Here is a 13,205-nt window from a genome sequence, read left to right on the forward strand (position 1 = left end):
TCAATCTGGTGTTGCGCGATTCTACACTAAAGCAATGTATTTTACTGATCAACGAGTGCTATTTCTTGCTTTATTTTACTAATTTTTTTATAGAAAGGTTTATTTTTTCGAACACCTAAAGGCAGAGTACTCATAGCAGCAGTTGCTTCGTTTAGACTCGCAAAACTGCCGAATGTCACTACCCACCAAATTTTGCTATCTCGTTTCGTTTGATAAATATGAGTTTGCTGCTGTAGATTGAATTGAGCAATAAAATCATCGCTTACTTTTTGTTGAGTAGCCGCTAATAGTTGAATAACCGAATTTGTATCTGCTTGTTCTAAGTACCATGAACCGTTTTTTCGAATTTGAGCTTGGTTTATTGTAGCTATTTCTTCGCTTTTAGAAGCTTTGGGCTCTGTATTACTCAGCGTATTAGCAACGCTCTGTTCATTAACTTTAGACCCTTTTACTGCGCTTCCCGATTCACTAAGACTTTGCACAATAGCTGGTACATCGTTATTATGCTGAAGCTTTGGCTCTACTATCGGTTTTTCTTTAGCTACCTTAGAGCTAATTATAAGGCTATCTTCCTGCAAAATTGGCGTACTTACTTGGTCAACGGGTATTGCTGTAATTAATACTTTTTCTTCTTCTTGCTGATAATACTGTTGCCACCATTGCGTCATGTCTGACTTATAAAGTAAGCCAATAATTAAAAGCATAATTAACAACATTAAGATTAATAGATGCAACCGCCAAGAAACCTTATCTTTAACAACAACATTAGCTACATGCTCATTTGGTTGCCAAGAGAGTAATAAGTTTGGATTGCCTTGGGCTTCTACCAAGAAAGTGTTAAATACAGGATCTTCATCGTAGGGTAAATCTGTAAAATACCACTGCATTAGCATCTTACTTTCTCGAAGATTCAATGGCTCTAAGTAAATTTCAACTGCATTACTTAAGGCCAATCTAGACTGTGAAGTAAGCATGATATACAACGTATTTGGGCTATTTTTTGAGAGTAATTCAAGCTCAACTAACATTTCCTCAGATAAATGCCGCCCTCCATCAAGTGCCCATAAACAGGGCCCACATTGTTGTTTTTGCAGTAGTTGATAATAATTTTCAGATAGGCTTAAGCTATGATCAACTAATGGAGCGTTAAAGCTTTGCTCTAATAAATCACTCATTAACTGGGCATCACTCATTTGTGCGCTTACTTGCACAAACGCTTTATTAAACTCGCTGTATTTATCTGTAATGAAGGTTTCGAGTATATAACTTTTACCTAGCCCAGATGTGCCAAGTAAAACAATTAAATTTTGTCCATACTCAAATTGCAGTGCGATTCTATCCACCAAAGCCGCACGGCTTGGTAAAATTTGTGACTGCATTTACTGCTCGATTAATTCTCTAACTTGGTCATCAGAGACATCATCAACTAATGCACACTGGCCAAATTGGGTGGGGAGAATAAAGCGGATTGACCCTTTTTTATTCTTTTTATCTTTACGCATATGCGTTAGAAACTGCTCGCTAGTCATTTGCTTCGGAACTGCTGTTGGTAAATTATATAACTCAAGCAGCTTGATAATTCGACCAACTTCATCTGCGCTTAAATCTTGGCGTGTTTGTGCAAGTTTAGCTGCTAATACCATTCCTGTTGCAACAGCTTCGCCATGCAACCAAACGCCATACCCCATCTGCGCCTCAATAGCATGGGCAAATGTATGGCCTAAGTTTAACAAAGCTCGTAAGCCATGCTCTTTTTCATCTTGAGCAACTATAAGCGCTTTTATTTCACAACACCTAAAAATAATATGTTGCAAGCATGTTTCATCTAGTTGCTGTAAATTAGCTACATTTCGCTCTAGATATGCAAATAATTCAGTATCGTAAATCAGGCCATATTTAATTACTTCAGCCATACCTGCTGCAAACTCTCTTGCTGGTAACGTGCGTAATGTCTGTGTATCAATAAAAACCGCTTGAGGCTGATAGAATGCCCCAATCATATTTTTACCTAATGGATGATTTACTGCCGTTTTACCACCTACCGATGAGTCAACCTGTGAAAGCACTGTCGTTGGTATTTGAATAAACGGTACGCCGCGCTGATAACAAGCCGCTACAAAACCTGTTAGGTCTCCTATAACACCGCCACCTAATGCAATTAAACAGGTATCTCGACCACAGTTATTTTGTAGTAAAAATGCTGATATTTTTTCAAACCATTCAAGTGATTTATACTGTTCACCGTCAGGAATAATAAAAGATAGTGGGTTTAGAGCTGCTAATGAATCAAGTACCCTTTGTAAGTATAAAGGCGCTATTGTGTCATTAGTAATGATTACAGGCCGACAATCACCAATGTGGCGAACTAGACGGCCATTATCTTGAAGTGCAGATTGCCCAATATAAATAGGATAACTTCGCTCGTCCAAATTAACAGTTAATTTAAGCATGCTCTGTTATTCCTTTATTATTGGTTTTTAAAAATCTAATTTCTCGATGATTTGGTTAGCAACAACTTTAGCGCTTTGCTCATCGGTACGTACAACAAAATCAGCAACTTCTTTATACAGGGGCTCGCGTTCTTCTGCTAAGCGCTCGAGTACGTTACGAGGTGCTTCTTCAGTTTGCAGTAATGGGCGACGCTTGTCGCGTTGCGTGCGTGCAACTTGCTTTTCTATCGGTGTCTCTAGGTATACAACAATACCTCGAGCCGAAAGCTTGTTTCGAACTTCTTTGCTCATTACTGAACCACCACCGGTAGCAAGTACAATACCTTGCATTTCGGTTAAATCGCCAATAACAGACTCTTCTCGAAGTCTAAAGCCTTCTTCACCTTCAAGATCAAACACCCAGGCAATATCTGCACCTGTACGGCGTTCGATTTCTTGATCAGAATCAACAAATTCAAGGTGTAATTGGTCAGCGATGTGACGACCAATCGTGCTTTTGCCAGCCCCCATGGGGCCAACTAGAAATATATTACGTTTCTCAGCCATATCTTTTAGTACAAACAAACTCTAAAATTTGAAATAAAACCCCGCCTAACGACCTGGCCCCAAAATTAAGGAGGGGATTATCTCAGTAATTGCCAGGGTATTTCAAGTCAATTAGAATAAAAAGCCACATAACGAGCAATTATTATCAATAAATGCCCATCGGTTAACATAAAAACACTATATTTTAATCGATTTGTATTTTTGGTGTCACGAAAATAAGCAATTCACGCTTTTCATTAAACTCACTAGTACTTTTAAATAGTCTCCCAATATAAGGAATATCACCTAAAACAGGTACTTTATTTGTGGTATTAATGATCTGTTGCTGAAAAATACCGCCAAGCACTACAGTTTGGCCATTTTCAACTAACACCTGCGTTTGAATTTCTTGAGTATCAATAGACACTGCTTCGCCTGTACCCGTTGACACCGTTTCACCACGGGTATCTTGCGTTATTATCAAATCTAAGATGACTTTATTATCAGGTGTTATATGTGGTGTTACTTCTAGACTTAAAACAGCTTTTTTGAAACTTACCGTCGTTGCACCACTTGAAGCTGACTCAGTATACGGTATCTCTGTCCCTTGCTCTATTCGCGCTTTCTGTTGATTGGCGGCTATAATACGCGGACTCGCAATGATTTCACCTTTATTTTCTTCTTCAAGCGCACTCAATTCTAAATCAATTAATGTTCCATTGGCCAGCTTAGCTATATGCAAACCAATGCTCGCGGCTGGGTTCGTAATGGGTAAATTTACATTCAACCGATCAGTTAAATCAGGGATCGTACCATTAGAAATTGTTTCTGCACCTTCTAATGATCCCGATATACCATCACTACCTTGTTGATCACTAAAGCCCCAGCGAACGCCTAAATCCTCGGTGACATTATCCCGCACAGTTACCATTCGTGATTCAATAACAACTTGCTGTACAGGTATATCAAGTGTTTCAATCATTCTACGAATATTTTCAATACTCTTTACTGTATCTTTTATTAATAGGGTATTGGTACGCTGATCAACTGACACACTACCTCGAGAAGTTATAATGCTATTTGAATCTGTTTTTAATAAATCTGCAAAGTCCTCTGCTTTTGCATAATTCAATCGAATGTATTCACTGTAAAGTGGCTCTAAGTCTTCAACTTGTTGTTTCGCTTTTAGATCTTTTGCTTCACGTGCCGCAAGCTCTTCAGCGGGTGCGACCATTAAAATAGAACCATCCATACGTTTATCTAACCCTTTGATACGTAATACTACGTCAAGCGCTTGATCCCATGGAACACCATCTAAGCGCAACGTTATATTACCCGTTACAGAGTCACTTGTTACTAAATTAAAATCATTATAACCCGCAATAATTTGCAGTGCTGCCCGAACAGAAATATCTTGAAAATTTAGGGTCATAGGCCGTCCCTGATATTCTATTCCACCATCTAGATAGGCACTTTGAGTTTCGTCCTTCTCTACGGTTAATGTGAAGATGTTATCTATTTGTTGATAAGTAAAAGTAAATTTTGCATTTGGCTCTATAACAACTCTACTTAGACCCTCTTCTTTGAAAGTTTCAATATTGCTGACAACAGTACCAAAATCTAAAACATCTAACTCATAGAGCAAGTCATCTAAAATATCTGTATGGTGAAAATCAGCATAAATTTTCCCTCCACTTTCATACACTTCAATCGCAGCTTGAGTATCTCGTAAAAAAACCAATACCTTTGCTTCGCCTTTTACACCTCGCCTGAAGTCTATTGATTGAATACTATTAATATAACTTCCGTTAACATCACCAGAATCTAAAGCAACCTCTTCTTGAGAGGGTATTAATGGATTATCTGATACGCGTATTGACACTAAATTATTATGAACTTCTGTTTCGTATATATTTAATTTTTTTAGGTTTATAGTAACCTTGAGACCATTATTGGTGGGTACGTTAGTAACACTACTAATTCCAGCTTGATTAACTGCAACCTCATTTAAGCCAACTTCTAGTTCAGCGGTATCAAAAAACATTTCTATACGAGCAGGGTCATTAAATATTTGCACTTGCGGCTCTAGCGTTAACGCCTCATCAAATACAAGCTGTAATTCAGTTTCACCTTTTAATAATGGGTTATAACGAACATCATAAAGTAATGGTCCTGCAATAGCTGTATTAGCAATAACAAGAGCAATAATAGCCAATAAGGCTCGCTGGATGCGACTAAACCAAAATACATCCTTATTCATGTTATTTTTATCTTTTTTATTAACTTGCGTCATCAGTTGCCGCCTCTAACATTTCTAATTTAGTCAGGCGCTCTTTCCAACAACCAGACCCATCAGGGATTAATTCTACTAACTCTATAAAATCGTTACTGACTGATTTTACCTTACCATCGTAGCTACCTAAATAATTTCCTACAGTTACACGATGCAAAGTTTCGTCGGTGGCAGTTATTAATGCCCACACTTGTCCATTTGAACCAATAGTTCCTTTCATTGCTAAATTATCTAACGGGTATTTCTCTAAAGGCTCTCGGCGACGCGTTTGATCAGGGTGCAAACAGTTTTTAATCTGCGTTAATTTATTTTTAATTATCTCAGGTTGAGGCGCTACGAATGGGCTACGTAATTGCCCTGCACTGTATTCAAAATTTTCGAACTTTTTTAGTTCAGGAATTAACTCGACTCTTGGAGTGGTACTTGCCTTTACTTGATCAATAAACTCTTTTTGCTCTGAAGTATCATCATTACAGGCACTCAAAAAAATAATCATTAGAACGGGTATTACTTTGTGGAGCTTCACTTTTTAGCCCCTTCTTCATAGCGATAAGTTTTTGCAACCACACTAAATGTCAGCTGCTTTTCACCAGATGACACAATAGAAAAGTCGTGCAAACTAACTATACGAGGTAGTTGAGCAACTTTACCTACAAATTCACCAAACTCGTGATAAGTACCTATCACTTCAATTTTTATTGGCAGTTCGGTATAAAATTCCTTTTCAACTTCAGGTAGCCAGCCTATTTTTAAAAATGTAAGCCCACTGGTTGTCCCCACATAAGATAAGTCATCTAACAAACCAGGTGTTTCATTTGAAGTAGGTAAACGCTTTAATAATTGAGAGAATTTATCTTCCATTTCAATCATCTGTTGACGGTAAATATCAAGTTTACTAGCAACGGCATATTTAGTTCGGTAAGTCGTTCGCAGCTCCACCTCTTTTGCTACCGCACTGTGATAACTGTCAATCTCACTAGAAACCAGCAAGCTATAGCTAAAAAAGAGTATGAGCGCAGCAACAAATGTACAGCAAATACCTTTAACTGCAATTGGCCAATCACCAATATTATCAAGCTCTATTTCATTCCAATCTATTTCATTAAGCGAATCGAAATTAATTCCCATCATTCACCTCACCAATTTTATCAAATGGTTTTACATAGAATTCCATATTAAAATCACTCAATACTTTTGATGATTGTCCTCCAGCTGTAATACCCTGCATCGTAGGACGCTCTAGTAAATAGGAGTTTTGCACCTGCCGCAACATTGTTGATAAGCGGTTATTAGACTCACTACGCCCTGATACATGTATTTGGCTACCTCTTCGCTCAAGCTCTGTTAAATAAACACCTGGAGGTACTATTTTAGCAACTTCATCAATAATCTGTGTGCCTAAATTACGGCTGCTTTGTAATTCTTCTATCAAGCGCATACGCTGCTGTAGATTTTCTTTTTTCTTATCTAAATCACGAATATCGCTAATTTTTTTATCTAGTTTATTTATTTCTACACTCAAATACTGATTTTTTAAATTCTGCCCATCTTTTAAAGCACTATAAAACGAACTCAACACATACATGCCTGCAAAACATACAAAAACGACGATCATCAAAGTAATGATAAATTTCTTTTTTGACTCCTCACGTTGCTGTTCACGCCAAGGCAGTAAGTTTATATGTGGCATGTTGAAAAACTCCTTAATGCGAGCCCTGTTGCAATAGCGAACTGCGTTCTGTGGCGTTGCATCATATTACGGTCAACTCTCGGAGAAATTTCCATATTAGCAAAAGGTTCGGCAACTATTGTATGAATACCCAGCTCTTCTATTAACAAGCGCTCTAATCCTGTGAGCATGGCGCTACCTCCAGTTAACACTATATAATCAATTTGCTCTTTTCCACTGGTTGTTAAAAACATTTGTACAGCTCGACGTACCTGCTGAAGTAGGGATGTTTGAAACGGAGCTAACACTTCAAACGTATAGTTTGGCGGTAAATCCCCCGTAGTTTTACCTATTTCAGCTTCATCAAACCCCTTATTATAGTATGCAACAATGCTATTAGTGTACTGCTCTCCTCCAAACACTTGATCACGTGTGTATATTGTCTCACCCGCTTGAACAACACTTACAAGCATTAATACGGACCCAATATCAACCACTGCCACACACTTATTAAAAGCATCGCTTGGTAATTGCTGATAATAAACATCCATAGCGCGACTCAGTGCATAACTTTCAACGTCAACAACTTTAGCAACTAAGTTAGCGGCTTCAAGAGCACCGACTCTCGCCTCAACACTTTCTGTTCGAGCTGCTGAGAGCAATACATTTACTTTACTTGGATCAGCTTCGTTTTTTGATAATTTTTCAAAGTCTAAATTCACTTCATCAAGTGGATATGGAATTAAACTATCAGCTTCAATTTCTATTTGTGACTCAAGTTCAGCATCAGTTAATGATATATCCATAAAAATCACTTTTGTAATAACGGTCTGACCCGAAACTGCTACTGCCGCAGATTTTAATGATTTTGGTAGTTTTCTTTTTAGTTTTGTAATTATATTACCAATGGCTTCAATATCTTGAATTGTTCTTTCACTCATAGCTCCTTTAGGCATAGGTTCAATTGCAAGCGCTTCTAGTCGAAATCCAGTTTCAACTTCACTTAAAAGTACTGCCTTGATAGAGTGCGATCCAATATCAATTCCTACCATCATCGGAGATGGCTTTTGAAATAGTTGACTTAGCATGTTTGCAACTTGACCTTTGTTTTAATAATAAACGAGTTATAATTTTTATCTGAAAAAATATTATTCATTTTTTAATCAATATATACTAGCAGTCAAAACTCGCAATTGGGAGTCCATTTAGGGAAATATAAGTGATTTTATTAAAACGAACTTTACAATTTTTTATCATTTGTACGTTATTTGGACTGATAACTCTGATCAGTCTTTATTATTACGTTAAACCTGATATCCCCAGTGTGCAAGTTTTAAAAGACGTGCAATTACAAACCCCTATGCAGGTGTTTACAAGTGATGGACTTTTAATCAATCAGTTTGGCGAAAAGCGACGAATTCCAGTTAAAATAGAAGATATACCAAAACCTCTAATTAACGCATTCTTAGCAACTGAAGACAATCGATTTTATAACCATATTGGAATAGACCCAATTGGGATCATACGCTCTGCACTCGTACTTATTTCTACTGGCGAGAAAAAGCAAGGTGCAAGTACTATTACTATGCAGCTTGCTCGAAATTTCTTTTTAACACGCGAAAAAGCCTATATTCGTAAAGTTAAAGAAATATTTATAGCACTGCATATCGAAAACGTATTAACTAAAGATGAAATTTTAGAGCTTTATCTAAATAAAATAGAATTAGGTAACCGCGCATTTGGAATTGGTGCTGCTGCACAAGTTTATTACGGTAAGGAGTTAAAAGATTTAACTCTTGCGCAAATGGCAATGATTGCAGGTCTACCTAAGGCACCTTCTGCTTTAAACCCAATTCGTAATCCAACACGTGCAAAAGCACGCCGAAATGTTGTTCTAGGGCGTTTATTAACTGAAAATTATATTACTCAAGAAGAATATAACGAAGCAACAAGCCAACCTATAACGGCTTATTTTCATGGCGCAGAAATAAACTTATACGCACCGTATATTTCTGAAATGGTCCGTGCAGAAATGGTTTCGCGCTATGGAATAGATAAAGCTTACAACTCAGGTTTTAAAATTTTCACCTCTGTTGAATCAAAAGTTCAAAAAGCAGCGCAGAACGCACTTGTAAATAACTTACATAATTACGATATGCGTCATGGGTTTAGGGGGCCGGCCGATATTTTATGGGATCCTGAAACGCAACCAGCTTTAACTGAGCAGCAAATACTCAATAAATTACAGAGCGTAAATGAGTTAGGTACTTTGAAAGCTGCAGCCGTGCTTAGTGTTAATGATAAGACAGCGTCTGTATTACTAAAAAGTGGCGATCACACAACCCTTACTTGGGATAACTTAAAATGGGCGCGTAAATATATTACTCGCTATCGCCAAAGCTTTGCTCCAAAAACCGCTACTGATATTTTAACGCCAGGAATGCAAATATGGTTGCGTAAAAATGAAGATGACAGCTACTTACTAAGTCAAATACCAGAAGCATCAAGTGCTATTGTGTCACTCGACCCACAAGATGGCAGAATTAAAGCTATTGTAGGTGGTTACAGCTTTGAGCAGAGCCAATATAACCGAGCGGTACAAGCCAAGCGTCAAGTTGGTTCTAATATAAAACCTTTTATATATTCAGCAGCACTGGAAAAAGGTTACACGCTTGCGTCTATATTAAACGATGCTCCTATAAACCAATGGGATAAAAGCCAAGGCGTAGCATGGCGCCCTAAAAACAGCCCTGCTGTATATAATGGTCCGATAAGAATTCGCCGTGCCTTAGCGCAATCTAAAAACGTTATTTCGGTGCGTTTACTACGTGGCGTTGGATTGCAACGTACAGCTGATCATTTATTAAAGTTTGGCTTTAAAGATTCAGACATTAATCGCAGTGAATCACTAGCCCTAGGTAGTGCTTCCATTACTCCGCTTGAACTTGCTCGTGGTATGAGTGCATTTGCCAACGGTGGTCGCTTAATTGAACCTTACTTTATTTCAGAGATTCAGGATGCTTACGCCAATGTATTGTTTAAAGCAAACCCTGCCCTTGCCTGTGATGAAGAGCCTTTGCCAACACACAATGAATTCTCACTTCATAATAGTAGTAGTGAAGTAGAGCCAACAAAAAAATGTGCACCGAGAATTATTTCTAAACAGAACGCATTTTTAATTGCTGATGCAATGCACAGTGGTATTTGGGGCGGCGGTAGTTGGACTCATAAAACAGGTTGGAGTGGAACAGGTTGGCGCGCACAAGCTTTAGAACGTCGCGACCTTTCGGGTAAGACAGGCACAACGAATGATTCAGTAGACACATGGTTTAGTGGTTTTAATAAAAATGTACTTACATCTGTATGGGTTGGTTTTGATAACCCAGGGAATTCTCTTGGCCGTTCTACGTACAATAACAACTTAGATAGTAGCCAAATATCTGGTGCTGAATCGGGCGCTAAAACAGCGCAGCCTGCATGGATTGAATTTATGAAAGCCGCACTTGAGGGAACATCTGAAGCGCCAATCGAGCCACCTGAGGGGCTTGTTTCGATTCGTATTGATTTAGCCACTGGTTTGCTAAGCCACAAAAATGATTACACCAGCCGCTTTGAATACTTCGAAAAAGGTACAGCACCTACTAAGTATGTGTTATCTCAGCCTAACGATATATTTGAAGAAGACACAAAAACCGAAGAAGAGCTATTTTAATAATGTCTCTGTGATACAAATAACGGCAGCTTATTTGAGCTGCCGTTTAAATTTAAATAATCGCTTATTTTAAGTTTTGAACAAGCCAATACAAGTCAGAGTGTACACCCGCAGCGGTCACTTCCTTACCTGCCCCTGGCCCCTGAATCACAAGCGCGTTATCACTATACCATTTGCTATTAATTACAAAAATATTATCGCCAGGTGTAAGGTTCGCTAACGCATCTCCATTGGGCACATACGTAATTCCTACTTTAGCGATTACTTCAGTTTTTGTTATATCTAATAGGCCCGTGTATCTCAGTACTGAGTTATTAGCTTTTGCTGTATCAGCATGCTCTTCAATGAACGCATCTAGCTGAGCTTTATTGTTTAGAAAGTCATCCCAGCTTCCTAGCGCAAGCTCGCCGGGCATTAATGCCGATAAGCTAATATCATCAAGCTCAAGCTCTATACCTAACTCTCGGGCTAAAATAAGTAACTTACGCTGCATATCTCGTCCAGATAAATCCTCGCGAGGGTCAGGCTCTGTGAACCCCATTTTCTGTGCTTCTAATACCAACTCAGAAAAAGCAGTGGTACCATCATACTTACTACATAACCACGAAAGCGTACCCGAGAACACGCCTTCAATACGCGTAATTTTATCACCACTATTTTGCAAATCAGCCAAAGCAAAATTGATAGGTAAGCCTGCGCCTACACTTGTATTATATCGCCAATGTAAATTACGTTCGCCAAGGTTACTACGAAGTGCTTTATACCAAGAAGTAGGTGCTGTACCTGCGTATTTGTTAGCACTAATTAAATGACAATCTCTGTCTACAAAATCTGTATATAAAAAGCTAAACTGCTCACTTGCAGTAATATCAATTAAAACTTTATGTTCGTAGTCAAGCTCGCTTATCGCATTAAGTAAATCCGCAGCTTTATAGCTATTCGCCTCATGCTGCCATTGAGTTTTCCATTGCGATATATTTATGCCACTTGCATTAAATAACATATGTTTAGAGCGAATCAGCCCTACCAATTTAATACTAAAGTCGCCTGATAAACGCTCAAACTGTGCCGATAACTGCTCAATAAAAGCATCGCCTACATTACCAAGCCCCGCAACTATAACGGCTATTTCTTGGCCTTTATTGATTAGTTTATCGTGTAAGGCGCTTTGTATATCGCTATCTATAAATTGGTCTGTTAATAATAAAACATAACCATTATCTTGATGCACAAAACGCGGCTTTATAGTCTGCTCAGCTAATACCTCTAAAGCTTGCAGTTTTAGTACGCTAATGTCTTGCTCAGGGGCAACAATTGCACAGCCATTTAAATTTGACTCACTAATATTAGCTCTACCAGCAAAGTAATTAATAACTTGATATGTTTGTGCAGCCGGTACTACTAAATACACTTCACCATTATGGTTAAAGTGATGAAGGCTATGTTGAATAAGCTGACTAACGCTTGCGACCTCACCTTCACTTAATCCTTCAACCATTAACAAGTCAACATTTTGCAGCGTGGTTATAAAACGCTTTTTCTTTGCTGAACCTGCTTTTACTATATTTGTTGGGCTTGCTTGCACATCAAAACTACTACGAACAGCTAGCTTAATATCTGTGTTTTTAAGTGGCGATAGTGTTTTTGCATGTAATACAGGGTTACCCAAACGAGCTAATAAATTAGCTTGCCCGCGACAAATTTTACTATATTTAATCGCTTTTTTTACCTTACGAGGATCAGTGCTAAACACTCCCTGTGTATCGGTCCAAATACATACTTGCTTAGCATTACAGTAATTTGCAAGTAGTGTTGCGCTATAATCGCTACCGTTGCGCCCAAGTGTTACGGTCTCACCTTTCGTATCTGCGGCAATAAACCCAGTAACAACATTTATCTTATTAGGTAAAATTAACTGCCCACATTGCTGCGCATTTTGCGCATGTATTAATTCACCATCGTTTAAGGTAAAAAGACTACGGGCATCTTGAGCACACGCCTCAATATTTAGCTGCTGTAAATAAGTAGCGAGTAAACGTGCTGACCACAGTTCCCCATGCGCAAGTAACGCAGCCTCTTTTAGCTGCTCAGCTTGAGCAAGTTCTGCAATATTACTAAGTTCGGTATTTAGTGTTTTAAGTGCGCTGCGCTTTAAATCAGCTTGTAATAACTGCTCAATTAAATCGCTTTGGTGGTTATTTAACTGCAGTAAAATATCAGCGACAGCTTGCGTGTCTTGCTGCTGATAACTTTGCCACAACGACACAAGTGTATCTGTAGTTTTACCTGCAGCCGATACCACTACACAATCACCCGGTTGAGTATGTGTAATTATTATTTTTGCTACGCTTTGGTAGCGCTCACTAGAGCTTAAGCTTGAACCACCAAATTTATGTACACAATTGACCATATTTATACCAATTCGCTTAATTAAGTTGTCTATTTTGAGGTAAGAAAACCGTGTCGATAACAAGGCAAAAATTTCGTTACTTAGTTGTTATCACTAATTGCTCCTGCATTGCTCCACCTCCTGCATCCATGCAGTCGTATATCAGA

General features: G+C 38.4%; 10 protein-coding genes. 1 reads left to right on the plus strand and 9 read right to left on the minus strand.

All coding sequences use genetic code 11. From position 1 onward, the window contains the following. Window positions 1-41: 41 nt before the first annotated feature. The 8 genes from V6260_RS11290 to V6260_RS11325 all read right to left on the minus strand — a co-directional run bounded on the left by V6260_RS11290 (window position 42) and on the right by V6260_RS11325 (window position 8,025). The gene (locus V6260_RS11290) at window positions 42-1,379 is read right to left on the minus strand and encodes an SPOR domain-containing protein (RefSeq protein WP_341594170.1); all 1,338 of its coding nucleotides are present in this window, start codon (window positions 1,377-1,379) and stop codon (window positions 42-44) included. Then, window positions 1,380-2,450: a 3-dehydroquinate synthase gene (gene aroB / locus V6260_RS11295; RefSeq protein WP_341594171.1), complete on the minus strand. Its 1,071-nt coding sequence runs from the start codon at window positions 2,448-2,450 to the stop codon at window positions 1,380-1,382. 27 nt (window positions 2,451-2,477) lie between these two features. After that, the gene (aroK, locus tag V6260_RS11300) at window positions 2,478-2,996 is read right to left on the minus strand and encodes a shikimate kinase AroK (RefSeq protein WP_004589350.1); all 519 of its coding nucleotides are present in this window, start codon (window positions 2,994-2,996) and stop codon (window positions 2,478-2,480) included. A 184-nt stretch (window positions 2,997-3,180) separates the two neighbouring features. Next, the gene (locus tag V6260_RS11305; RefSeq protein ID WP_341594172.1) at window positions 3,181-5,268 is read right to left on the minus strand and encodes a type IV pilus secretin PilQ family protein; all 2,088 of its coding nucleotides are present in this window, start codon (window positions 5,266-5,268) and stop codon (window positions 3,181-3,183) included. Further along, the gene (locus tag V6260_RS11310) at window positions 5,255-5,764 is read right to left on the minus strand and encodes a pilus assembly protein PilP (protein ID WP_370660897.1); all 510 of its coding nucleotides are present in this window, start codon (window positions 5,762-5,764) and stop codon (window positions 5,255-5,257) included. Before V6260_RS11310 ends, V6260_RS11305 begins: the two co-directional genes overlap by 14 nt. Before the next feature lie 26 nt (window positions 5,765-5,790). Then, on the minus strand, window positions 5,791-6,396 hold the full coding sequence (locus tag V6260_RS11315) for a type 4a pilus biogenesis protein PilO (RefSeq protein WP_341594233.1): 606 nt from the start codon (window positions 6,394-6,396) through the stop codon (window positions 5,791-5,793). Further along, on the minus strand, window positions 6,386-6,958 hold the full coding sequence (locus V6260_RS11320; protein WP_341594174.1) for a PilN domain-containing protein: 573 nt from the start codon (window positions 6,956-6,958) through the stop codon (window positions 6,386-6,388). Before V6260_RS11320 ends, V6260_RS11315 begins: the two co-directional genes overlap by 11 nt. Beyond that, window positions 6,946-8,025: a pilus assembly protein PilM gene (locus V6260_RS11325; protein WP_341594175.1), complete on the minus strand. Its 1,080-nt coding sequence runs from the start codon at window positions 8,023-8,025 to the stop codon at window positions 6,946-6,948. Before V6260_RS11325 ends, V6260_RS11320 begins: the two co-directional genes overlap by 13 nt. A gap of 131 nt (window positions 8,026-8,156) precedes the next feature. Here V6260_RS11325 and V6260_RS11330 point away from each other — a divergent pair, with 131 nt between their 5' ends. Further along, entirely contained in the window at window positions 8,157-10,649 is a 2,493-nt protein-coding gene (locus V6260_RS11330) for a PBP1A family penicillin-binding protein (RefSeq protein ID WP_341594176.1), read from the plus strand. Between the two features lie 64 nt (window positions 10,650-10,713). Here V6260_RS11330 and metL read toward each other — a convergent pair whose 3' ends face one another. Next, the gene (gene metL, locus V6260_RS11335; RefSeq protein WP_341594177.1) at window positions 10,714-13,059 is read right to left on the minus strand and encodes a bifunctional aspartate kinase/homoserine dehydrogenase II; all 2,346 of its coding nucleotides are present in this window, start codon (window positions 13,057-13,059) and stop codon (window positions 10,714-10,716) included. Window positions 13,060-13,205: the final 146 nt, after the last annotated feature.

It is taken from the genome of Pseudoalteromonas aliena (genome assembly GCF_038155085.1).
In the GTDB taxonomy this organism is placed as follows: domain Bacteria; phylum Pseudomonadota; class Gammaproteobacteria; order Enterobacterales; family Alteromonadaceae; genus Pseudoalteromonas; species Pseudoalteromonas aliena_A.